23 protein-coding genes are annotated in these 24,439 nt (G+C 43.5%); 7 read left to right on the top strand and 16 right to left on the bottom strand.

What is annotated here, in order from left to right; all coding sequences use genetic code 11:
- The first annotated feature begins 220 nt into the window (after positions 1-220).
- On the top strand, positions 221-1,873 hold the full coding sequence (gene cimA, locus PCC7418_RS10785) for a citramalate synthase (RefSeq protein ID WP_015226215.1): 1,653 nt from the start codon (positions 221-223) through the stop codon (positions 1,871-1,873).
- A gap of 8 nt (positions 1,874-1,881) precedes the next feature.
- On the opposite strand, the gene folP is transcribed toward cimA, so the two are convergent.
- The 7 genes from folP to PCC7418_RS10750 form a co-directional block, all read right to left on the bottom strand.
- Positions 1,882-2,727, bottom strand: coding sequence for a dihydropteroate synthase (gene folP / locus PCC7418_RS10780; RefSeq protein WP_015226214.1), 846 nt, complete (start codon positions 2,725-2,727; stop codon positions 1,882-1,884).
- A gap of 8 nt (positions 2,728-2,735) precedes the next feature.
- Positions 2,736-4,115 (bottom strand): aldehyde dehydrogenase, encoded by a 1,380-nt coding sequence (locus PCC7418_RS10775; protein ID WP_015226213.1) that lies wholly within the window; start codon positions 4,113-4,115, stop codon positions 2,736-2,738.
- A 135-nt stretch (positions 4,116-4,250) separates the two neighbouring features.
- On the bottom strand, positions 4,251-5,372 hold the full coding sequence (locus PCC7418_RS10770; protein ID WP_015226212.1) for a hybrid sensor histidine kinase/response regulator: 1,122 nt from the start codon (positions 5,370-5,372) through the stop codon (positions 4,251-4,253).
- 248 nt (positions 5,373-5,620) lie between these two features.
- Positions 5,621-5,722, bottom strand: a complete 102-nt coding sequence (gene petG / locus PCC7418_RS10765; RefSeq protein ID WP_015226211.1) for a cytochrome b6-f complex subunit V — start codon at positions 5,720-5,722, stop codon at positions 5,621-5,623.
- A 50-nt stretch (positions 5,723-5,772) separates the two neighbouring features.
- A complete protein-coding gene (locus PCC7418_RS10760) occupies positions 5,773-6,291 on the bottom strand; it encodes a DUF1997 domain-containing protein (RefSeq protein WP_216086634.1) in 519 nt (172 codons plus the stop codon).
- A 164-nt stretch (positions 6,292-6,455) separates the two neighbouring features.
- A complete protein-coding gene (locus PCC7418_RS10755) occupies positions 6,456-7,820 on the bottom strand; it encodes a cobyrinate a,c-diamide synthase (RefSeq protein WP_015226209.1) in 1,365 nt (454 codons plus the stop codon).
- Between the two features lie 11 nt (positions 7,821-7,831).
- Complete coding sequence (locus tag PCC7418_RS10750) at positions 7,832-8,056, bottom strand: Uma2 family endonuclease (protein ID WP_041596608.1); 225 nt, start codon at positions 8,054-8,056, stop codon at positions 7,832-7,834.
- A gap of 125 nt (positions 8,057-8,181) precedes the next feature.
- Between PCC7418_RS10750 and PCC7418_RS10745 the strand changes: the two genes are divergently transcribed.
- Positions 8,182-8,481, top strand: a complete 300-nt coding sequence (locus tag PCC7418_RS10745; RefSeq protein WP_015226208.1) for a hypothetical protein — start codon at positions 8,182-8,184, stop codon at positions 8,479-8,481.
- Positions 8,482-9,247: 766 nt separating this feature from the next.
- Here PCC7418_RS10745 and opcA read toward each other — a convergent pair.
- From opcA to bchI, 6 genes are all read right to left on the bottom strand, one after another.
- A complete protein-coding gene (gene opcA, locus PCC7418_RS10740; protein WP_015226205.1) occupies positions 9,248-10,384 on the bottom strand; it encodes a glucose-6-phosphate dehydrogenase assembly protein OpcA in 1,137 nt (378 codons plus the stop codon).
- Positions 10,385-10,430: 46 nt separating this feature from the next.
- Entirely contained in the window at positions 10,431-11,960 is a 1,530-nt protein-coding gene (zwf, locus tag PCC7418_RS10735) for a glucose-6-phosphate dehydrogenase (RefSeq protein WP_015226204.1), read from the bottom strand.
- Positions 11,961-12,066: 106 nt separating this feature from the next.
- Complete coding sequence (gene tal / locus PCC7418_RS10730; protein ID WP_015226203.1) at positions 12,067-13,221, bottom strand: transaldolase; 1,155 nt, start codon at positions 13,219-13,221, stop codon at positions 12,067-12,069.
- A gap of 96 nt (positions 13,222-13,317) precedes the next feature.
- A complete protein-coding gene (gene fbp / locus PCC7418_RS10725) occupies positions 13,318-14,367 on the bottom strand; it encodes a class 1 fructose-bisphosphatase (RefSeq protein ID WP_015226202.1) in 1,050 nt (349 codons plus the stop codon).
- Positions 14,368-14,575: 208 nt separating this feature from the next.
- A complete protein-coding gene (locus PCC7418_RS10720) occupies positions 14,576-14,890 on the bottom strand; it encodes a hypothetical protein (RefSeq protein WP_015226201.1) in 315 nt (104 codons plus the stop codon).
- Between the two features lie 292 nt (positions 14,891-15,182).
- Positions 15,183-16,277 (bottom strand): magnesium chelatase ATPase subunit I, encoded by a 1,095-nt coding sequence (bchI, locus tag PCC7418_RS10715; RefSeq protein WP_015226200.1) that lies wholly within the window; start codon positions 16,275-16,277, stop codon positions 15,183-15,185.
- A 626-nt stretch (positions 16,278-16,903) separates the two neighbouring features.
- Here bchI and PCC7418_RS10710 point away from each other — a divergent pair.
- Entirely contained in the window at positions 16,904-17,131 is a 228-nt protein-coding gene (locus PCC7418_RS10710) for a hypothetical protein (protein WP_015226199.1), read from the top strand.
- Between the two features lie 16 nt (positions 17,132-17,147).
- Here the strand turns inward: PCC7418_RS10710 and PCC7418_RS10705 are convergent, their stop codons facing one another.
- From PCC7418_RS10705 to sufR, 3 genes are all read right to left on the bottom strand, one after another.
- Entirely contained in the window at positions 17,148-17,786 is a 639-nt protein-coding gene (locus tag PCC7418_RS10705; RefSeq protein ID WP_015226198.1) for a 1-acyl-sn-glycerol-3-phosphate acyltransferase, read from the bottom strand.
- A 140-nt stretch (positions 17,787-17,926) separates the two neighbouring features.
- Positions 17,927-18,178 (bottom strand): hypothetical protein, encoded by a 252-nt coding sequence (locus tag PCC7418_RS10700; RefSeq protein WP_015226197.1) that lies wholly within the window; start codon positions 18,176-18,178, stop codon positions 17,927-17,929.
- 123 nt (positions 18,179-18,301) lie between these two features.
- The gene (sufR, locus tag PCC7418_RS10695) at positions 18,302-18,955 is read right to left on the bottom strand and encodes an iron-sulfur cluster biosynthesis transcriptional regulator SufR (RefSeq protein ID WP_041596237.1); all 654 of its coding nucleotides are present in this window, start codon (positions 18,953-18,955) and stop codon (positions 18,302-18,304) included.
- A gap of 188 nt (positions 18,956-19,143) precedes the next feature.
- Here sufR and sufB point away from each other — a divergent pair, with 188 nt between their 5' ends.
- The 4 genes from sufB to PCC7418_RS10675 all read left to right on the top strand — a co-directional run bounded on the left by sufB (position 19,144) and on the right by PCC7418_RS10675 (position 24,264).
- Entirely contained in the window at positions 19,144-20,580 is a 1,437-nt protein-coding gene (sufB, locus tag PCC7418_RS10690) for a Fe-S cluster assembly protein SufB (RefSeq protein WP_015226195.1), read from the top strand.
- A gap of 254 nt (positions 20,581-20,834) precedes the next feature.
- The gene (gene sufC / locus PCC7418_RS10685) at positions 20,835-21,629 is read left to right on the top strand and encodes a Fe-S cluster assembly ATPase SufC (protein ID WP_015226194.1); all 795 of its coding nucleotides are present in this window, start codon (positions 20,835-20,837) and stop codon (positions 21,627-21,629) included.
- 8 nt (positions 21,630-21,637) lie between these two features.
- Positions 21,638-22,990 (top strand): Fe-S cluster assembly protein SufD, encoded by a 1,353-nt coding sequence (gene sufD, locus PCC7418_RS10680; RefSeq protein ID WP_015226193.1) that lies wholly within the window; start codon positions 21,638-21,640, stop codon positions 22,988-22,990.
- A 5-nt stretch (positions 22,991-22,995) separates the two neighbouring features.
- Positions 22,996-24,264 carry a SufS family cysteine desulfurase gene (locus PCC7418_RS10675; protein WP_015226192.1) on the top strand — a complete coding sequence of 423 codons (1,269 nt, stop codon included), beginning with the start codon at positions 22,996-22,998 and terminating at the stop codon, positions 24,262-24,264.
- The last annotated feature ends 175 nt before the right edge of the window (positions 24,265-24,439 follow it).

Below are 24,439 nucleotides of genomic sequence, written 5' to 3'. Positions count from 1 at the left end.
TTGGCAATTGTGATTATTGTCTGGTTGACGGACAAAACTTCTAAAGCTCCTATTCTATCCTAGGTTGGGAAGCGCGAAGTGTAACTCAACAAGACCCTTGCTGGTGTTGGGTTTCGTGACCAAGGGCTCAACCGACGTTTTGAATCTTTTGTCACTCAATCAGGATTATTGTTTACGATTGATTCAGGTTAAATACTAAAGTAAGTTTTTTCAGTTAAGAATGAGTTTAAACCCCAAAAATAATCGCGTCTGGATTTATGATACGACCCTCAGAGATGGGTCACAACAAGAAGGGATTTCCCTTTCTGTAGAAGATAAGCTCAAAATTGCTCATAAATTAGACCAGTTAGGGATTCCCTTTATTGAAGGGGGATGGCCCGGCGCGAACCCAAAAGATGTCCAATTTTTTTGGCAACTGAAAGAAGAACCCCTCTCCCAAGCGGAAATCGTTGCGTTTTGTTCCACTCGTCGCCCGAATCATTCCGCAGAAAATGACCCCATGCTACAAGCGATTCTCTCGGCTGGAACGCGCTGGGTGACGATTTTTGGCAAGTCTTGGGATCTCCATGTGACAGAAGGCTTGAAAACCACCTTAGAAGAAAATTGTGCCATGATTCGCGATACGATCGCGCTGTTACGATCTCAAGGCAGACGGGTCATTTATGATGCGGAACATTGGTTTGATGGCTATCACTCAAACCCCGAATATGCTCTGAAAACGCTAGAAACCGCCGTGGAAGCAGGTGCGGAATGGTTGGTTCTCTGTGACACCAATGGCGGAACATTACCGCACAACGTCGGGGAAGTGGTGCAAACCGTTACCCAACATTTTGAGATTAATCCCAGCGCTGAGTATGGCGTAAAATTAGGCATTCATACCCATAACGATTCTGATACAGCAGTGGCAAGTTCTCTGGTTGCTGTGGAACATGGGTCAACCATGGTACAGGGAACCATGAATGGTTATGGGGAACGCTGCGGGAATGCGAACTTGTGTTCTGTGATTCCCAATTTACAGTTAAAACTGAACTATTCTTGTTTAGAACCCGAAAATTTAGCAAAACTTGCTCCCACTAGCCATTTAATCAACGAAATCGTTAATTTTGCCCCTAACCCTCATGCACCCTTTGTGGGACGGTCTGCATTTGCCCATAAAGGGGGAATCCATGTTTCGGCAGTGGAACGCAATCCTTTAACCTACGAACATATTGATCCCACCGTGATTGGGAATGAGCGTCGCATCGTGATTTCAGATCAGGCTGGGATTAGTAATATTGTGGCAAAAGCCCGCGCCTTTGGCATTGACCTAGATAAAAAAGACCCCACTTGTCGCGATATTCTCCAACGCACGAAAGAACTGGAAAATCAAGGCTACCAGTTTGAAGTTGCTGAAGCCAGTTTTGAGTTACTGGTTTATGAAATGTTGGAACAACGTCAAGAAATGTTCCAATTAAAAGGGTTTCAGGTCAATTGCGATATGCTCAGAGGTGAAGAGGCTTTACTCAGCGATGCTGTGGCAACTATCAAAGTCTGCGTCAATGGTAAAGATATTTTAGAGGCAGCAGAAGGCAATGGTCCAGTTTCTGCTCTAGATGCAGCATTACGGAAAGCCCTTGTCCAATTCTATCCAGAAATAGCTGCGTTCTATTTAACAGACTATAAAGTTCGTATTTTAGACAGCACTGCTGGTACGGATGCGACAACCCGAGTTTTAGTGGAATCCAGCGACGGAAAACAACGATGGACGACCATTGGGGTTTCGCCTAATATTCTCGATGCTTCTTACCAAGCGGTGGTTGCAGGGATTGAATATGGTTTGTTACAGGTGAAGGGGAATCTGAAGGAAGTGTCTCCTGCATTAAAGCAATCATAGCGCATAGCCTAAACCCGCCAAATCGCATCCGCCACCTGAGACACTTCCCACATTTGGGGCAGATCATGGACGCGCAACAGATCTGCCCCCTGCGCGATCGCAGCACAACAACTGCTTGCCGTTCCCCATACGCGCTGTTTTGGATCATCCTGATTGATGATTTTACCAATAAAACTTTTCCGCGATGTTCCTACTAAAATGGGAACACCGAGACTTTGAAATTGATCCAGTTTACGTAATAATTCCAAATTTTGCTCGGCGGTTTTACCAAAGCCAATCCCTGGATCAATCAGTAAGCGCGATCGCGCAATTCCAGCAGCTTCGGCTGCAGAAAGCCTTTCCTGTAAAACTCCCATAATCTCTCCCACTAAATCCTCATAATCGGTCATTTGCTGCATCGTTTCTGGAGTTCCCCGAATGTGCATCAAGATGATCGGAACTTCTAATGCTGCAACTGTGGTCAACATATCCGCATCAAATGTTCCCCCAGAAATATCATTGACGATATCCGCCCCCGCCCGTACCGCTTGTTGAGCAATTTCCGCGCGAGTGGTATCGACAGAAATGGGAATATTCAGGTGTTTGCGAATCCGTTTAATAATCGGAATCACCCGTTCTAATTCTTCTTCTGGAGAAATTTGTTTTGCCCCAGGGCGTGTTGATTGTCCACCTACATCAAGAATATCAGCCCCTGCTTCCACTAAAGCAGCAGCCCGTTGAAACGCTTCTTCGAGGTTGTTATAGTCACCGCCATCACTAAAGCTATCAGGAGTAATATTCAAAACACCCATTAAATAAGTTTGTTCTCCCCAAAGAAAGGATTTGTTGCGAATGACCAATGCTTCTTGCTTCATAAACGATTCTACTTAAATAAGAATTTGAGGAATTTCAACTTATCAGCATAAGGGGGATAACGCAAGGGAATATCTAACCAGAGGGCTTGTTTAAGGACACTTTTATAGTGAGTAAATCTATCAAAACTTGCTTTACCATGATAAGACCCGATCCCACTTTCCCCGATTCCACCAAATGGTAATTCGGGACAATTAAAATGAACAAGCGTATCATTGAAAACAACGCCTCCACTCGACGTTTCTTGCAGAACTTTCTGTTGTTTGTTTTTGTCTTTAGAAAAGAGATAAAGGGCGAGAGGTTTGGGAGAAGCATTAACTTGCGCGATCGCGCTGTCTAAATCATCGTATTCAATAATTGGCAAGATCGGACCAAAAATTTCTTCTTCCATCACTGAATCATCCCAAGTCACACCATCTAAAAGAGTGGGCGCAATATAACGGCTTTCCGCATCTGTTTCCCCACCAGCGATGACTGTCCCATTATCTAAAAACTGACTGAGACGATTAAAATGTTTCTCGCTAACAATTCTCGCATAATCAGAACTCTCCTTAGGATTTTCTCCATAAAACTCCTGTAAAGAGGCTTTCATGTTACGGACTAATTCCTCTTTAATATCGCGATGAACCAGTAAATAATCTGGTGCAATACAAGTTTGTCCTGCATTAATAAATTTACCCCAAATTATGCGTTTAGCACTGTATTCAACCTGAACATCTGGTTCAACAATACAAGGACTTTTACCGCCTAATTCTAAGGTAACAGGAGTGAGATATTCTGCTGCTGCTTTCATCACAATTTTTCCAACAGCACTCCCTCCCGTGTAGAAAATATGGTCAAACTTTTGCTGTAATAATGCTTGAGCAACTGTTTCATCCCCTTCCACTACTGTAATGTAGTTAGGATCAAATGTTTTCGCAATTAAATCAGCTAAAACCTGAGATGTATTGGGGGTGATTTCTGAAGGTTTAATAATCGCACAATTTCCCGCAGCGATCGCGCCTAAAAGAGGAACAATTGCTAACTGAAACGGATAATTCCAAGGACTAATAATTAAAACTTGTCCGACTGGTTCAGGAACAATCAAAGATTTTGCAGGAAAAAAAGGCAGAGGAGTGCTAACGGGTTTTATTTTTGCCCATGGTTCTAAATGTTGCAAAAAATAATGAACTTCTTCTCGACAATAAGCAATTTCTGTTAAAAATGCTTCCAACTGAGGCTTTCCTAAATCTTGAGAAAGGGCTTCTATAATAACCGCTTCCGATTCCTCAATCACCGCTTTCAGTTTTTTAAGCTGTTCCTTACGAAAAGAAACTTCTTTCGTTTTTCCAGTGGCAAAAAAATCTTTTTGTGCTTGGACAATACTTTGAAGATCAGTTGTTGCTAACATTTTCCTAGCCCGTTCATGAATAGACTATAGCAGTTTTCACGCTTTGGTTCTTTGGTCATTTGTTAGACGTAGGTTGGGTTGAGGCGACAAAACCCAACACCAGCAAGGGTCTAACTAGACTAATCATTTTCATAATCAATTTTGCGTCAGAGGTAATGTCACGGTAAAACAACTGCCTTTCCCCACTTCTGAGTCTAGAGCAATATTGCCATGATGACTTTCTAAAATCCGTTGCGACAAATGCAACCCTAAACCACTGCCAGAATTCTGATGTTTCCCTTTCCGAAACCGTTCAAACAAAGTCTTTTGTTCTTCGGGGGAAACCCCAGGACCGGTATCTTCCACTTCAATTATAAGCTGAGGGGTTTCTGTTTCTTGCCTTGGTTGCATTCGCACCGTCACCCCACCTTCATCAGTAAACTTAATAGCATTCCCGACTAAGTTCGTAAATACCCGCCGTAACTCTAATCGATCTCCCTCGACCGTTGTGGGTTGATTAGCTTCGAGGTGATCCTCCAACGTTAAACTTAAACCTTTTTCTTCTGCTAAAGGATTAAGTTCTTGGATGACTTCATCAATGATTTCTTTGACATCAACTGGGCTAAAATTGAGGACTTTTCGCCCCGCCTCAAAGCGATACACTTCCAGTAAGGTATTGACCATATCCAGTAAATTCCGATTACTGCGTTCCATAGTCGCCACCGCTTCTTGCATGGGAGCAGATAATTCTCCTAACGCCCCCTGCTGAAATAAATTTAACATCCGATCGGCAGCGACTAACGGCGTTCGTAAATCATGAGTGAGACGAGAGACAAAATCAGCCCGTTGACGGGCAATTTCATCTCGTTCATCCACACTATGCTTTAAACGTAATAATGAGCGGACTCGTGCTAATAATTCTTCTAATTCAACCGGCTTACGAATAAAATCATCCGCCCCACTATCCAATCCTTTCGCCACACTCGGCTGATCATAAGCGGTAATCAGTAAAATGGGGATAAAGGGTAAATCCTCTTCTTGGCGGATGCGTTCGGTCACTTCAAACCCATCCATTCCAGGCATCATCACATCCAGTAAAATCAACTGTGGAGGAGTTGCTAAGACTTTCTTGATCGCGCTTTCGCCTTCTTCCGCCACTTCAATGTGATAGCCCTCTTCCTCCAAAATGCTCTGGACCAGCAACACATTATCTGGAGAATCATCAACAACTAAGATGGTATCGGGTTTTGCTTTTGCCGTATTTAGGGAATGACTCATTAAAAGATTAAATTATTTTACTAACCCAGTTGATTTAAAAAAATTTAAGTTTCAGATGATATTATTCCCCTTTTAGTTTCATTCTTGCCTCATCCCCTCGAAGGATTCCCATTCACAGTGACCAGTTTGACAGTGACCAGTTACCAATCTTCTTTTTTAAGTCGGCTTGGAGTCGAGCATCACTCAGGATTGAAAAGAGAAGGTTTTTTTCTTGGGACTGATCACTGGTGACTGATCACCCGTTCGCCTTAGCTAGTGCGTCGATACTGCATATAAGCAGCAAAAAACAATCCTGCTAAGGTGACAAAAATTAAGCCAAGGACAATTCCGAGTAGTAAAGGTTCAATCATAAAGCAATCATTCCAACAAATCTTATCATCAGCATCTTATCAAATTTCGCCTAAGAAGGGAGCGGTAAATCATAGCGGGTGTGGAAATCCACTTGCACTTTATAAGTCAGACGACGAGAAACTTGGCGAACAATTTGGTTTAAAAGGCGATCACCGGTTTTTTGCACCATGGGTTTAGAAAAACGATAAATGAAGCGAGGAAAATGGATCGTCACGCCTAAATCCAATGTCCACTCAACTACAGTCCTCGGTAAAGATAAGTTAGAGGATTGAGTGTTAGAATTTTCGATCAGTTGTAATTCTGCTTGATAGTCCACACTGTAAAAATGGGTATCGCTTGTTTCCAGAGGGACGGTTTCCATCCGATAAATCCCTTCCGCTTCTGGAAGTAATTCTACCCCTAATTTGGGTTCGACTTGAAAGCCTAACGCCCCAAACCGACCAATGGTTAAAGCATAGCTGTTTTCGCCAATGGGTTCAGCTGCCATGGGTTGAGCACAGCGCACAAACCAGCCTTGATGAGCATCAAGATAACGTTTCACTGTTTCCGCATCACTGTGCATTGTCATTTTTCCTTGATACTGATTGCAGAAGTGAAATGGTTGATGGGTTTGTTCTTTGGGTGTAGCAGTAAGATCGAAGTTGGTTGGTTGAGTAGATTGAGACTCCATAACACACCTTAGCGTTTTTGTTCCTTGAGACACATTATTGATTCTGGGCAGAGCGTTTTCTGTTATAGCTTGACATTTGTGCTGGCTTGACCCAGTTGTATTAATTGTTGTGGAAACTGTGGAATTGTTCCCCAGTGGAGATGTAGATAAGACGCATAAACAGCCCCGATTTGCCATCCCTCCTGAGTTTGATTTTGGTAGAAATCCTCCAATTGATAAAGGGGAGAAGGGGAAGGGGTTTCCATTTGGGAACGATGAAACTCATGTCCCCACAGTTGAGTATTCGGGGGAAGTAAGCGATGAGGGGAAGCAAAGATCCCTTGGCGATACCCTAAGGTTAACCGCTTTGCCATTTTGATCGCTGTCGGTAAAACTCCCACCATCTCCCAAGTTTCTCCCGCAAAATCAGTGATACTCTGACTGAGATACATCAGACCACCACATTCAGCATACGTGACCAGTCCATTAGTGATTCTCCTGTGGAGTTCCTTCATTATTTCTTTATTATGGGACAGTTCTTGAGCAAAAACTTCTGGGAAACCACCGACAAAATAGAGGAGATCTAAATCAGGTGGGAGACTTGTATCCTTGAGAGGACTCCATGGGATTAATTCCGCACCCAAATGTTTGAGCAGATCAAGGTTATCTTGGTAGTAGAAATTAAAGGCGCGATCGCGCGCAATGCCAATTCTAACAGGAGTTTGCGCTGGTATGGCATCCCAAAGCGGGGGAACGGGCTTTTGTGGGGCTTTTAATAACGGTAAGACTTGCTCCCAATCGAAACTCTCTTGCGCTATCTCTGCAAGGCGGTCTTGGATTTCGGGGAAGGTTTCTACTTCTTCCGTGGGAATTAACCCTAAATGCCGATCGCGCAATGCAATCTTTTCTTGACGACGAAATACCCCCAAAATCGGAATCTGGATGCGGTCTAGAGCCACTTTTAACAGTTCAAGATGACGGTCACTTCCCACGCCATTGAGGACAACACCCGCAAGGTTGAGGTTGGGATTAAAGTTCGCATATCCCTGCGCGATCGCGCCCACCGACCCCGATAAACGAGAGCAATCAATTACCAAAACCATCGGAACGTCTAAAATCTCTGCAATGTGCGCCGTCGAAGCATAATCATTCCGTTGTTCTAAACACACCCCATCAAATAACCCCATCACCCCCTCAATCACAGCATAGTCCATCCCCTGACAGTGGCGGAGAAAACAATGTCGAATATAGTCGGGAGAAGTTAAAACGGGGTCTAAGTTGCGACAAGACCGTCCCGTCACTTCTGTATGGAACATGGGATCAATATAATCAGGTCCCACCTTAAATGACTGTACTTTTTCGGGTTTTCGCGCTAGAAATGAAAGCAGAGCGAGAGTAATTGTTGTTTTCCCGACCCCACTGCGTTCACCTGCAATAATTAACGCCATAAATCATATCTTTAAAAAATGTTTTCTAAGGATAGCTCAAAGTTAGGAAGGACATCTTCTCCATCAATCACTTGAGGCTGATCCAAAATCTCGCGATCGCAGCCTTGACGGTAAATTTTAACTTGCTGATCTTGGGGATTAATCAGCCAACCTAAGCGAACCCCATTCTCCCTATATTCTTCATTTAAAAGCGCGATCGTTGCAAATTGTTCGGGCTGAATTTTAAGTTTCATCATTGCATTCATGATTAGTGAAACGACTACAGCATCGAGAAGATTGCTTTTTATTTTGAACACTCAATGGACTACCGATCAATGTATCTTATATGAAATACACCAATCACGGAAGTTTCCCATTACTTATGCCAATCAAAATTAAAGCCTTAGACGAACAGGAGTTTAATGAAGCTGCAACAGGTAGTTATGTCTATGGAAAATTCAGCAGTTATGTTGAAAATAGATACCGTACTGTTTATGTGTACGTTGAGAACTTAGGCGAAGAAAAACCTTATTCGGGCAAACAGAATAACGATAAAACTCAGTATAAGTTTTTTGTATCAGGGGAAATTTATTATGCGGAAACAGAGGAGAAGCTAGAAAACGGAAACTTTCTCAATCAAGGAGGGCTTCCCTACAGAGATAGCATTATTTTGCTTTGGTAGTCTCGATCTTCCTGTTGCACCGACGCGGTTGTACTTTCTTCTGATACTCTACAACTTGACCTTGATGCTTATCCAAGAACTCAGGAAGTTGATCATGTTCAACTTCATAAGTTTCCCCGTTAATCAGTTTAATTTTTATCATTTGTTTCAACTTCCTTTTTATCCCTTATAAGGAATTGTAACTTATCTGAAGGGAACAAATTAGGTGACTTGGTTTGTGATCGAGAATGAGACAATATAGCACTACTCATTCGGGTTAGGACAGATGAAAATCTACAGGAAAACAGTCAGAGAGCCATCCGTTTGAAACGGATGGACGAGGCTTTCTAGGTGCGGAGGAAACCTCCGCACACAGCCCCTCATGAATGGCCCTTAAAGGCTTCAGCCTTTTGTGTCATTTTATGTTACGATTCTAAAAATAGCCCTAAACTTAATGGTGAAAAACCCAAACGGGCTAATTGAACAGGTAAGGACACAGCTAAGGTTAACCAAGCGTCAAGGTCTGTCTCCCATTCTTGAGTGTGGGAAAGGAAGTGACGAAATGTGATTTTAACTTCGACAAGTGATACCCCGAACTTGTTGAGGGGCTCAGTTACCATCCATTGAGTCACAACAAGAGTGAATCCATTGAATTTTAATCAATGGAGAACTCAAAAACCCACTTATGGATTACCTTTTCCCTTTCCCCAGCGCATAGCGCTATATTTGTTCTAGAAAAAGAAAAGTCCCCCAAGTTGGGGGAAATCAAGTTATTGTTTGATTGGATTTAGGAATTAGACCGCAACTTTAACATCTCATAAGTACAAGCCATGCTTTCTTCATAGAGAACTTCCCGTCCCCAGCGTTGTAACTGCTTCGTTAAAAGTTGTTCTGTCTTTTGATCAAACAATGGAGTCACTTGCTGAATGCGACAGGATTGAGCACCACCACCTGCTTCCATCCGCATACAGCCTGTGGTTTCAGAGCAGAGAACCGTGCAACAATCGGCTTCTAAGTTAGTGGAACTGAGACGTAAACTAATCAGATCCCCTGGAATATCACCTGCTTCTACAGGAATTCCAGCTAATTCCGCTTCCACTTCTTTTTGTTCGTCATTGGTAAACTTAACGCGACGGATATCGTAATCTCCGCCCTCATATTCATAACTGATGGAATCCCACTGTAAGCGGGACGCTAACCAGCCTAAAAACATTAACGCTTGGGCGGGATTCCCTTGTTCATAGTCAATGGTGACGCGATCCACTTCCGTTAAAGCACTGCGTCTTTCTGGCGGATCAAAGGCTTCGGCGGTTAATTCTTGCCATGCTGCTAACCGTCGCCAGTTCAGGTCAGCAAAAACCATGCCTTCTTTGAGAACTTGACCAATGCAGTAAAGTTCTTCCTCTGGTTCGGCAAAGCTACTGGAATCAACAATAATAATATCACTATTGTCTGCTAGGCGTTGAAAAAGGCTAGATTCAGGGGCTGGAACATCTTTCCACCAGAGGAATTTGGGAAGTTCGCTGAGCATTAACGCCGAAATCATCCCTGCAATCCGTTCTAATGCGGTGGGAGTCCCAGTGAGATTGATATATTCACAACAAACTAAGCTGTTACTTCCTTGCTTTTGAATCGGACAATAAGCAGAAACTTGTGCGGAAACCCCTTCATCTTCTCCCGTTTGAGGATAAAGCGTAATAATCCGACAAGGGTTCGCTGCTGCAATGGCTTCTGCAACTTCACTATCTTGAGACTTGGCTTCCGATTCATAAACAACCATGGTAAACGTGGTCGCCCGGGTCGCGAGCGCACCATCTTCCCCAGTACGATTCACTTGCCAAATTTGATCCAGTTCGTCTTCAATTTCTTCCAAAGAAACATCTTTCGGATGCTGTAGAGAAAGAAGGGGTGGAGATTGTGTCATATTAGATTGTTCCTCAAATTACTATTATCACTGAAATCCAGTTAAGTTAGAGTCGTCGCCAATTGCGACCATCGGCATTCATTAACGCTTCCGCTTCTGCAGGTTGCCAGGTTCCGGCTTCGTATTGGGGAACCAACGTCGGATCACTAGCTTCATCCCAAGCGTGGAGGGCGGGGCTAATCACTCGCCAAGCTGCTTCCACTTCATCGGATCGGGTAAAGAGGGTTTGATCCCCTAACATACAATCTAATAAGAGACGATTATACGCATCAGCCGTCGCCATGCCAAAGGATGACCCATAACTAAAGTCCATATCTACAGAGCGCGTTCTTAATTCAGGTCCTGGCATTTTGGCTTCAAACCGCAGAGAAATTCCTTCATTGGGCTGAATCCGCATTGTTAGAACATTGGGGTTGGTTTGTTGCGCTGCGGATTGGAAAATCAGTAAAGGCACTTCTCGAAACTGAATCGCAATTTCGGTGACTTTCTTGGGTAACCGTTTCCCTGTGCGGATATAAAAGGGAACGCCTTTCCAACGCCAGTTATCGCAATATAATTTTAACGCAGCAAAGGTGGGGGTGGTGGAGTTCGGATCAACGCCATTTTCTTTGCGATAGCCAGGCACTGATTTTCCTTTCATCCAGCCTGCACTATATTGTCCGCGAATGGCACAGCGATCTAAGTTGTGGGGATCTGCGAGATAAAATGACTCTAGTGCCTTAGTTTTTTCCGTGCGAATACTATCGGCATCCAGGGAATTAGGCGGTTCCATGGCAGTGAGAGAAACCAGTTGCATCAGGTGATTTTGCACCATATCCCGTAATGCCCCAGAGGTTTCATAGTAGCCTGCGCGATCTTCTACGCCCACGGTTTCCGCAACCGTAACCTGTACATGATCCACAAATTGCCGATTCCATAACGGTTCAAAAATGGCATTGGCAAACCGAAACACTAACAAGTTTTGAACCGTTTCTTTCCCTAAATAGTGATCAATGCGATAAACTTGGTTTTCATAGCAAACTTTTTGCACCGTGCGATTAAGAGACCGAGCGGAGGCTAAATCTTTCCCAAAGGGCTTTTCAATGACCAGACGATGTTTTTTCGGGTCTTGCAACATTCCCGCATTCCCTAACTGATTAATGGCTTCTGGGAAAAACTTGGGAGAAACCGCCAAATAAAAAACCCGATTACCTCTAGTTCCTCGTTTGCCATCTAATTCTTGCAAAAAGGCTTTTAATTTCTGGTAACTTTCCTCTTGATCCATGTTGCCAGAACAGTAATACAGCCCCTCAGCAAAATCGTTCCAAAGTTCTTCGTTACCAATCCCAGTGGAATAATTCTCAACGCCTTCGCGCATTTGTTCACGGAAATAGTCATGACTCCAATCGCGACGGGCGACACCAACAATAGTTAATTCTGCTGGAAGCCGATGTTCTCGTTTCAGTTGGTAGAGGGCGGGAACGAGTTTCCGTTGCGTTAAGTCTCCTGACGCGCCAAAAATCACCATAATGGCGGGTTCAGGGATGCGCTCTTGTTGTAAGCCAATGCGAAGGGGATTTTCTTTAACTGCTACCATATTTTGGTTATTTGTTATCGGTTATTGGTGATATTAATAAGTCCCCCTCTAATCGAGAGAAGGGGTAAGAAAGCCCTCACTTGCTAGGGTGAGGGAAAGGATTGGGTTATACTGCGGCAAGTTGCTTCACTTTATTTTCGAGGGAAGACAAGAGAGATTCGTAAGGTTTAACAAACTTGTCAATGCCTTCTTCCAGTAACTCAGCCATGACTTGATCTAAGTCGATGTTGACTTCGGGATCTTTGAGGGTTTCCATGAGTTGGTACGCTTCATCGATCTCGGTTTCGATACGATCGCCAGGATGACAATGATCGGTACAGGCTTCAATGGTGTCTGGTGGCATGGTATTCACGGTGTTGTTGCCGATTAATTCATCCACATACATGACATCGCTGTAGTCTGGGTTTTTCGTGCCAGTGCTTGCCCAGAGGAGGCGTTGCACGTGAGCGCCTTTTGCTTCTAGGGCTTTCCAGCGATCGCTGCCGAAGATTTTCTTGAACTCTTGATAGGCAATCTTGGCGTTGGCAATCGCTACTTTGCCTTTAATCGCTTCTAACTTCGCTTTGGTGGCTTCTTCGTCTTCCCCTTTCACTTTCTCATCGATCATTTTGTCGATTTTCACATCAATCCGACTGAGGAAGAAACTGGCGACAGAGGCAATCTGACTGATATCATTGCCATCTTCAACGCGCTTTTCTAAACCGCGAATATATGCCCAAGCGGTGTCAACATAACTTTGCACGGAGAATAACAGGGTGACATTAACATTAATGCCATCGCGGATCGCTGCTTCTACTGCTGGTAAGCCTTCGGGGGTGCCAGGAATCTTAATCATGACATTTTCCCGATCAATTTCTTTGAAATAGCGACGGGCTTCGCTGAGGGTGGTTTCGGTATCCTGCGCGATCGTTGGCGGGACTTCGATGCTGACATAGCCATCTAGTCCATTGGTTTCATCATAAATCGGACGCAGGGTATCGCAGGCTTCTCGGATGTCTTCAAAGACGAGGGATTCATAGATCCCTTGGACGGATTTGCCTTCTTTAATTCTGGCTTCAATATCCGCATCATAAATATGATTCCCCGCGATCGCCTTTTCAAAAATGGTCGGGTTGGAAGTAATGCCATGAATACCCCGTTCTTCGGTTAATTTTTTGAGTTCGCCAGAACGGATAATGTCACGACTGAGGTTATCCATCCAGACACTTTGACCATACTCTTTTTCGATTTGCAGGATTAAATTTTGTTCTGCTGCAGTCATGATTGTCATTCCTCCTTATAATTTTTTTGTGAGCAACGCTCAGAGAGCGGAACTGTTTGCCTGATTCATAAGGCGCGATCGGTAAGTTGATCAGAATTAATCCGCCATAGCAGGTTCTTGAGAACTGGTGCTTTGTTCTTGATAGAAAGATTCCACTAACTCAACATTCTTCGGGCTGCCAATCACCAACGGAGACCGTGCATGAAGTTTCTCTGGCACAAGATCCATGATGTTTTCTGTCCCTGTACTGGCTTTACCACCGGCTTGTTCAACTAAAAAGGCAAGAGGAACGGACTCATACAACAAGCGTAACTTGCCTTCTGGTTTACTCACCGTACCTGGATAGAGAAAAACGCCTCCTTGCTGGAGAATGCGGTGAAAATCCCCGACTAACGCTCCTCCATAACGGGCGCTATACCCTTCCTGACGATGTACATAGCGGACATAATTACGGATTGGTTCATCCCATTGCCAAAAGTTTCCTTCATTGAGACTATATACAGACCCCGATTCTGGGATTTGCATATTTTCTTCGGCAAGAATAAATTCTCCTAAGCTGGGGTCAAGGGTAAAGGAATGTACCCCGTTGCCGAGGGAATAGACCAGCTTGGTACTTGCTCCATACAGGATATAACCCGCAGCAATTTGTTTATGTCCGTTTTGTAACAGGTCACTTGCACTTTGATCCACATCATCCCCTTCTTGTTGCCGAATGGAGAAAATTGAACCCACACTCAAATTTGTATCAATATTGGATGAGCCATCAATGGGATCGAAGAGTAGGGTATAGCGTCCAATCGGGCAGTTTTCAGGGATATAGTACGGGGTATCCATTTCCTCGGAAGCAAGGCGACAGACTAACCCACTTTGCTTCAAGACAGAGATAAAGACATCATTGGCATAAACATCCATCCGTTTGACAGATTCGCCTTGGACGTTTGTGTCCCCAGTAAAGCCTAAGACTCCTTCTACAATTCCCGCTCGACTCAAGTGTCGGGAAATCAGTTTACCCGCCAAAGCCAGGCGGTTCATCAGCGCACTGATATCTTGGGCTTGTGCAGAAAAGCTCTGGAGCTCTTGTAAAACATGACGAGATAGGGTAGTGCAATCTCGGTCTAAACTGGGAGATTGCGCGGGATTAACCATAGTTTTTTCCTTGGATGTGCGTTCAACGCAGTTATGGAGGATTGTAATTTCTAGGAGATTTCCTATTTACAATCATAAGGAGACATTGTCTAACAGCCTTCTAACTTTAAGACCAAATTTAGCTTTCATTTTTTGCGATTGGTCTTGTAAAACTGCAGATAACTATGATTAATCCCGCATTCACTTAAACCTAAAGTAATGATTAAATTTAACTTGTCGAGGTTGCTGCTTTTTTCCCGCTTTCTGGCGGTTGACTCCGTTTTTTGCTGGTTGCGTGTTCTTCTAACGGAGTCACTTGAATATGGTTAAAGAGAGTAGTCACAAAGGCAAATAGTAAGAAGGGAAGAGAAAGGACGAGAATCAGTCCGACTGTAGCCAGAGCATAAATTTGCCGTTCACTACTCCACAGAGCAAGCGCAGTGGCTAAACTGATAAAGATAACAATTAACCAGACAATGATTTGCCCATAAATATCACCAAAGGTGAGAGTGCATTTGAACTGATATTTTTGTAAGTCGTTCATTGGTTTAATCCTAGTTTCTTTAGATTTTCTTAAGGTACTTTCCGTGTCAATTGAGTGACAAGGGGGATTACAGATAGTCTTATTTCTAGTTTTATTAAAAAGTGTCTGTATTTGTTGTTATTGAATAGATTTGTTTTTATTTTTTAATAAACATTTACACTCTGGGGGCGGTGACTTGTGGTTAATTGCCAGAGTTCTAAGAATAAGTAATTAGTGATTGAGTTGGTTTTTAAGGATTGGATTGCAGATTGAAACCAGCAACTGGTTTCAGGTACAGTTACTGGTTTCAGGGTTAGTTGTCTTCTTCTTCTAATTCCAAGCCAAAGACTTGCGCGATCGCCTTCTCGACCTTATATCCAGAATCAATGGATTCTAGCGGATCTTTCCGCAAGCGGTGGCGCAAGCAGAAAGGCATCACCCGACGGATATCTTCAACGGTGACTTCAGTGCGTCCTTCCAGTGCAGTCAGTGCTTTTGCAGCGCGGTTGGTTACGATATCACCGCGCAAGCCATCCACATCTAATTCTCCACAAACCTGAGACACTTTCACCCGCAAATCATATTCCATCTGCACTTGAGGCAGTAACTCTTGCGCCTGTACAATCTTTTGTTGTAAATCAGTTTGCTGTTCTTGGTAGTGCTGAGTAAATTCTTGGGGGTTTTGATCAAACTCCGATCGCTGCTCAACAATTTTAACGCGCAGTTCTGGATCTCTCACGGTTCGCACTTCTACATTCATCCCAAAGCGGTCTAATAGTTGCGGACGTAGTTCTCCTTCTTCTGGGTTTCCCGATCCGACTAAAACAAACCGTGCTGGGTGACGAATGGAAATCCCTTCCCGTTCCACTGTATTCCAGCCACTAGCTGCTGAGTCTAACAGAACATCAACGAGATGGTCATCTAAAAGGTTCACCTCATCCACATATAACAAGCCTCGGTTGGCTTTGGCTAGTAGTCCTGGTTCAAAGGCTTTTACCCCTTCAGAAAGCGCTTTTTCGATATCAATCGTTCCGCAAACACGGTCTTCCGTTGCACCGAGGGGAAGGTCAATCATCGGGACTTTATGTTTAACTGTTGTCAGGGGTTCTTCTTGTTCCCATTTGGTGCGAACTTCCTCACTCATCAAATCGGGGTCATCAGGATGACTATTAAAAGCATCACCAGCGACAATATCAATTTCGGGGAGTAAGTCAGCTAAGGCACGGATGGTGGTGGATTTACCCGTTCCGCGATCGCCCATAATCATCACCCCACCAATTTTAGGATCGATGACATTGAGTAATAACGCTAACTTCATATCATCTTGACCAATAATGGCGGTAAAGGGAAACACGACGCGACGGCGTGCTTTTTGCGAAATCGGAGGAGTTTCTGCGGTGACTGTCATATTAAGTAGTGTTAATTATTGCTTAGTTTTTGATCTCAATACAAACCACTAACCCTCTACTGTAACGTAATTTGGAGAAGTCTTATCGGTTGCAGGTCAAAGATTACGCCTTCTGTCACGGAAGGCGCCTGCGCGTGACCGTTGGTCAACGTGGAATCTCAAATCAAGATTTCTTCTTCTCTCAGATCAGCCACAGGACAACCGACCCAGTAAGAGACCAGTAGTGGATCGCAGAATTCCCAATGTCTATGTTATGACCAATGGATACATTCTGAAAAGAAATCGTAAGAAAAGTACAAAATCGACATTGCATTAGTTAGAGGAAGATCGGGTAATTTAAGGGCGCGATCGCGCTATCCTTACTACTAATTCCACAACTCTAGAAATCCCCTTTCCTTACCTAAAACCCGCCGATATTTTCCCTCCAGACAATCAGTTACAGACAACCATTTCTGTGAGCGATGACAACATTTCCCTGACAGTGACAGACAGTCGTAGAAACCCAACAACATCCTTTCACTCCTAGTTAATCCCCCCTAACCCCCCTTGGAAAGGGGGGGGATATATAGGGTAGAGAGAAACAAAAACCAACAACATCCTTATTCATTCTTGATTGATAACTGATCATGACACGCTTATTTAACTTAGAATCTTATCCCAACTACTGCCAAGACGCACAATTATTTGAAAAATCGATCGAAGATTTATCTCCAAAGGAAAACACTCTCCCGCTAAACTACAAACGCTTCCTCGAAAACCATCAACATTATCCTTATCTCCCTCAACCCTTGTTTGTGGATGAGTTTCCCAACTCCATGGTTTTTAAAAAACTGTCAACAAAACCATTGAACTGATTAATTCCGATCAAGATCATCGCCCTTGGGCGTGCATTGTATTGATAATATCTGCACATTTTTGGGTAACACTTTCTAAAACCTCACGCTGACTAGAAATAGGAGGAGGAAGGGGTTCCGCAATACGCGCAGTAATCGCAGGAAAAGGCGTTCCCGATTGCGGGATTTTTTCCGTTCCCCAGAGACTAACGGGTAAAATAGGAACTTGCGCCTTGGCTGCAATCATCGCTGCACCCAGTTTCGGCTGTGTAATCCGTCCATCAACCGTGCGTGTTCCCTGGAGAAAAATTCCAGCAGCCCACCCTTGTTCTAAGGTTTTCAGCGCAGCCCGAATCGCACTACGATCCGCTTGTGACCGTTTAACAGGATACGCCCCATACAGCGCGATCGCGTGTTTTAATATCGGAACTTCAAATAACTCCTCTTTTGCCATATAAGCCACAGGGCGACCAACACAACAAGATAAGAGAGGGGGATCGAATAAGCTAGCGTGATTGCTCACGACCACTAATCCTCCTGTTTGAGGAACATTTTCTCGACCGTACAGTTTCCCTCGAAAGTAAAAATTAAATGCGGGACTGACCACCGACCATTTGAAAAGATGGTAAAGGATTAAATTCGTCAGGGGTTCTCGTTGTCGAGTGGAATTTGTCATTGAGTCAGGGATGGGCTGGATTCGATTGAAACTGATGAGCCAGGTTGGCTGTTGTCCTGTTTCCGATTATTATGATAGTCCATGGCGCGATCGCGCAACTTTTTTCTTCAGTTACCAATGACCAGTTACTCAGAGTCCAATTACCATTTCAAAGTAGCTGCTTCAATCCCTTGTTCTCGCCTAATTTTGCCATCTTTTTCAAACCAAGCAATAATCTGTTCTGGGGTTAAATCCTCCACAGCAACCCCTTCTTCTTGCGCGATCGTTTTCAGTAATCTTAAAGAAGAAATCGTTAACCGCGTTAAAAACTTTTCTGGGGAAGAAAGCAAGGCTTTATCCACTTCTAAAGATTCTTCTTCGGTTAAAAATTGAATGGAACTATCTTGTGTCATAAATATTTTGTTATTTGTTCTTCGTTATTTGTTCTTCGTTCCTTGTTCTCAATCTAAAAAGGATGAATCATCTAACAATGACCAATGACTAATGACCAATGACTAATGACCAATGACTAATGACTAAACTTTTAACTGAATCAAATAGCCACAGCGATGTTCGCCGTGATACAGCCAGTGCGTTCGCTCCACAGTACAATCAGGAAGTACAGCAGAAAACATTTCTAATTCATGCCCACAAACACTGGGATAAGATTCAGCAACACTAGAAATCGCACAGTTGTGTTCAAATAAGAAAAACTTCGGTTTTGGGCTATCCTGATATTCTTCCAACGGATGATACTCTGCCATATAGCCTTCTGCTTGTCGTAATTCTACCAACTTCGCAATCCGTTGTTCTAAGTCTCCAGTCCCAATTTTATCGCGGTAATCATCCGCTTTTCGTTGCCATTGTTTTTCTAAAACGGCTTGAACTTGTTCTTCTCCTGCGGTTTCGGCGAGGGTATGGAGAAAAGAAACAGCAAACTCACCATAATCATGAGGGAGTCGATCGCGCCCTTTTTCACTGAGTTGATACAGATATTGGGGTCGTCCCATCCCACTTTGTACCGCTTCGTGATAGACTAAGCCTTCTGATCCCAACTCCTTGAGATGTCGGCGGGTTGCTTGGGGGCTAATTTCGAGAACTTCTGCAAGATCTTGGGCGGTGGCTTGTCCTTGCTTGAGAATATACCGTAAAATCCCCTGTTTCGTTGAACTCTGGCGGGTTGCTGTCATCGTTTTTGAATTCATCTGCGCGATCGCCTCCTAATCTTAAAATAATTTGACAACATCTTTGTTGTTAATGTAGCCTAAAAATAGTTAAACAACAAATACGTTTCGTAAGTCGCTCACCTGAGAATGGAAGCGATCCCAAGGAAACTATAAAAACGACGCTTAGCTTAACTGAGGAAACACGAACGTCCATGACTGCAACCAAAACCTTACTCAACCAACCCTACAAATACGGTTTTGTCACTGACATTGAAACCGAAACCTTACCCCGTGGACTCAACGAGGATATCATCCGCATGATCTCAGCGAAAAAGAATGAACCTGAGTTCATGTTAGATTTCCGCCTCAAAGCCTATCGTCAGTGGTTGAAGATGACAGAACCGAACTGGGCGCACGTCGGTTATAAGCCTATTGATTTTAACGATATTATCTACTATTCCGCGCCGAAAAAGAAAGAAGAGAAGAAAGAAAGTTTAGACGAAGTAGATCCCGCACTCCTCGAAACCTTTGAAAAGTTAGGGATTCCCCTTTCCGAACAAAAACGCCTCGGTAATGTTGCGGTTGATGCCATCTTTGATAGCGTTTCCGTTGCGACGACATTTAAAGAAAAACTCGCTGAAGAAGGGGTCATTTTCTGTTCCATTTCCGAAGCCCTCCAAGAATATCCCGAGTTAGTGAAAAAATACATTGGTAGCGTTGTTCCCAGTGGTGATAACTTCTTCGCTGCTTTAAACTCGGCGGTATTTAGTGACGGATCATTTGTTTATGTTCCTAAAGGCGTACAATGCCCGATGGAACTTTCTACCTATTTCCGCATCAATACAGACGAAGCGGGACAATTTGAACGGACGCTCATCGTTGCCGAAGAAGGGGCTTCTGTTAGCTATTTAGAAGGCTGTACCGCGCCCATGTACGACTCCAACCAGCTTCATGCTGCCATTGTTGAACTGGTTGCTTTAGATGATGCCGATATTAAATATTCTACCGTTCAAAACTGGTTTGCTGGTGACGAAGAAGGAAAAGGCGGAATCTATAACTTTGTCACCAAGCGTGGACTGTGTAAAGGGAAAAATTCTAAAATCTCTTGGACCCAAGTAGAAACTGGTTCTGCGGTGACTTGGAAATATCCCAGTTGCGTGTTAGCTGGTGATAACTCTGTCGGTGAGTTTTATTCCATCGCGCTAACCAACAACTATCAACAAGCTGATACGGGTACGAAAATGATCCATATTGGGAAAAATACCAAGAGTACGATTATCTCGAAAGGAATTTCTGCGGGTCATTCTCAAAACAGCTATCGGGGTTTAGTGAAAATGGGACCCAAAGCTGATGGTGCACGAAATTACTCTCAGTGTGATTCCATGTTAGTTGGGGATCAAGCAGAAGCCAATACGTTCCCCTATATCCAAGTAGATAATAACCGTACGAAAGTGGAACATGAAGCCTCCACCGCTAAAATTGGAGAAGATCAACTCTTCTATTTTGCCCAACGGGGAATTTCAGAAGAAGATGCGGTTTCGATGATTGTCAGTGGTTTCTGTAAAGAGGTGTTCAATCAGTTACCGATGGAATTTGCAGCAGAAGCCGATAAATTGCTGGCGTTGAAGTTAGAAAATTCGGTTGGGTAATTTGGTCATCAGTCATTGGTCATTAGTCATTGGTTCATGGTTCATCGTTCGTGGTTTATTGTTAGATGATTAGTGGGTTGGGACTGAAAAACTCAACTACATTCACTTTTATCAACTTCAACAAGACACTTACTAGACCAAGGTTAGAGGGATATTGACAATTTGACATATAGGTGAGGAATTCTAGCCTTGGCTACTTTCATCCTTTTTGAATTCGGAATAAAGAACGAATAACAAATAACAAATAACAAAATATGATTAACGAAAATAGCGAAGTTATTTTATCGATTAAAAATTTACACGCCAAAGTAGAAGACACCCCAATCTTAAAAGGGGTGAATCTAGAAGTGAAAGCTGGCGAAATCCATGCCATCATGGGGCGAAATGGCTCGGGAAAAAGTACCCTATCCAAAGTTTTAGCGGGTCATCCTGACTATACAATTACCTCGGGAGAGATTATCTATAAAGGGGAAAACGTCGCAGAATTAGAACCCGATGAACGCGCCTTAAAAGGTATTTTTCTCGCGTTTCAATATCCCTTAGAAATTCCTGGGGTGAGTAACTTAGACTTCTTGCGCGTGGCTTACAATTCTCACTGTAAAGCGCAAGGAAAAGAAGAAATAGACGCTTTTGATTTTGAAGATTTAGTGGAAGAAAAGCTGGAAATCGTTAAAATGAATCCCAGCTTCTTAGAACGGAGTCTCAACGAAGGTTTCTCCGGGGGAGAGAAGAAACGCAACGAGATTTTACAAATGGCCCTGCTAGAACCTAGTCTAGCAATTTTAGATGAAACGGATTCTGGCTTAGATATTGATGCGTTAAGAATTGTTGCTAATGGCGTAAACCAACTGGCGACCCCTGAAAATGCAACCGTGATGATTACCCACTATCAGCGTTTGTTAAATTATGTTGAACCCGACTATATTCACGTCATGGGAGACGGAAAAATCATTACCAGTGGCGGTAAGGAATTAGCCCTACAACTCGAAGAAAATGGCTATGACTGGTTATATGAACAGTACGCGCCACAACAGGAGGTTACGGCTTAGGAATGAGTATGTCAGTTTCTTCTCAGGATCAAAAAATTACGAATCAAGATCATTTTCTCAATCATTTATTAAGTCAACGTCATGAAAATAATGTCGTTGCAGAAGAGGACTCCACGTTTACGGCTTGGCTGCAAAAACGACAGCAGGAAGCGGCCAACTGGGTAGCTGAATCTCGTTTTCCTCACCGCAAAGATGAAGAATGGCGCTTTACTGATTTATCGCCATTGTTAGACCATCCGTTTCAAGGAAGTCAAGCGGTGGCGGTTAACCCTGAAAGTGCAAGTCAGTTTTTCATTCCTGAAGCCTCCTCAGCGCGGTTAGTGTTTGTCAATGGTCGCTTTTCTCCTGAACTTTCGCAACTGGATCAGCTTCCTAGTGGTGTGACGCTGACGAGTCTAGGAAACTTGGATGTGCATCAACAGTCGCAAGTTACAGACTATCTCACTCAACAAGAAGGGGGAGAAGAGTTATTTACGGCGTTGAATACCGCAGGGTTTGAAGATAGCGGGATTGTATGGGTTGCAGCGAATACAGAAGTAGAAACCCCGATCCAGGTGCTATTTTTAGCAGTGGGGAATGATACCTCCCAGTTCATGCAACCGCGTTTGCTGGTGGTGGCGGATACTAGCGCGAAAGTGAACCTGATTGAACAATACGCGAGTCTCTCGTCGGAAAATGCTGCACCTTATTTGTGTAATCCTGTGAGTGAGATTTGGTTAGCAGGAAACGCAGAAGTGAATCATATCCGCTTACAAGATGAGGCTTTCAATAGCTTCCACATTGCGAAAACCGCAGTGACTCAAGCCCAAGATAGTCGCTATGCAGGGTATCCGATCAGTTTAGGCGGACAAATTTCTCGTCATGATTTCGATGTGTTTCAAACGGGAACGCAGGTGCATACCAAATTACATGGGTTAACCTTGGGGAATGGTCAGCAACTGTTAGATACTCACAGCGCGATCGCGTTCCGTCATCCTCACAGCAGCGCCGATCAGTTGCATAAGTGTATTTTAGATGATTCCGCAAGAGGCGTTTTTAACGGGAAAATGTTTGTTCCGCAAGCAGCCCAACAGACAGACGCAGCGCAACTCAACCGTAACCTCCTCCTGTCAGAGAAAGCCCATGTGGATACGAAACCCGAATTAAATATTGTTGCGGATAATGTGAAATGTTCTCATGGCGCAACCGTCAGTCAACTCGAAGCTGATGAGTTATTCTATTTGCGTAGTCGAGGCTTAGATAGTAATGCAGCAACGAACTTATTAATTAATGCTTTTGCTGCGGAAATCATTGAAGAAATTACCGTTTCTTCCCTGCGCGATCAATTATTTAGTCGTTTGCAAAACCGATTTATTCACTAGACTCTATGACCATTGCAACCACTCCTTCTTTAGCCAGCCAAGTCCGTGCTGATTTTCCCATTCTTAACCAAGAATTCAATGGGCATCCCCTCATTTATTTTGATAATGCTGCCACTTCTCAAAAGCCTTTATCTGTCATCAAAGCCTTAGATGAATACTATGAATATACCAATTCTAATGTTCATCGGGGCGCACACAGTTTAAGTACAAAAGCAACAGAAGCCTTTGAAGGCGCACGGGATAAAGTTGCCCAATTTGTCAACGCCAGTTCTCGCAATGAAATTGTTTTCACTCGTAATGCCACCGAAGCAATTAATTTAGTTGCTTATAGTTGGGCTTTAAATAATCTCCAACCGGGTGATGAAATTATTACCTCGGTCATGGAACATCATAGTAATATTGTTCCGTGGCAAATGGTTGCACAAAGAACGGGTGCGGTTCTCAAGCACGTCGGTTTAACAGAAGAAGAAACTTTAGATTTAGAACAGTATAACAACCTGCTTTCTGACAAAACAAAATTAGTTGCGCTTGTTCATGTTTCTAACACCTTAGGCTGTATTAATCCCGTTGAAGAAATTACACGGGTAGCAAAAGAAAAAGGGGCAAAAGTATTAATTGATGCTTGTCAAAGCGTGCCTCATCTTCCCATAAATGTGCAAGCAATGGGTTGTGATTGGTTAGTGGCCAGTGGACATAAAATGTGTGGTCCGACAGGGGCTGGTTTTTTATATGGAAAGGAAGATTTATTAAATGCAATGCCTCCTTTTTTAGGCGGTGGTGAAATGATTGGAGAAGTGTCGTTAGATGCTTTCACTTGTGCGGAATTACCCCATAAATTTGAAGCAGGAACCCCTGCGATCGCGGAAGCCATTGCCTTAGGGGCAGCAGTAGATTATTTAACTGCAATTGGCATGGACAAAATTCATGCCTACGAAGAAGAATTAACCGCTTATTTATTCCACCAATTAGCAGGCTTTTCCAACTTAAGAGTTTATGGCCCCAAACCAACAGCAGAAGGAAAAGGAAGAGCAGCCCTTGCTGCATTTAATGTGGAAAATTTACACGCTAATGACTTAGCCCCCTTGTTAGATTATGAAGGAGTTGCCATTCGTTCGGGTCATCATTGTACGCAACCGTTACATACGGTTTTAGGAATTGCTGGAAGCGCGAGAGCGAGTCTTTATTTCTATAACACCAAAGACGAAATTGATGGCTTTATTACAGCGTTAAAAAATACCATTGATTTCTTTGCGGAAATGATGGAAGAAGATTGATTGGTCATTAGTCCTTAGTCTTTAGGGAACTGGGAATCCAGAAGCGAGGATAGAGAAAAGAACAAAGAACGGTCTTCACCGAGCCATAAACTTTTTCAGCAGACCCTAAATGAATGGTCATTACGAAGGACAAATGGGTCTCGGTGATCTGCTTTTGCTTTACATATCAATTTTT

This window comes from Halothece sp. PCC 7418 (genome assembly GCF_000317635.1).
Lineage (GTDB): Bacteria > Cyanobacteriota > Cyanobacteriia > Cyanobacteriales > Rubidibacteraceae > Halothece.
This window is presented reverse-complemented; position numbering and strand designations above follow the sequence as displayed.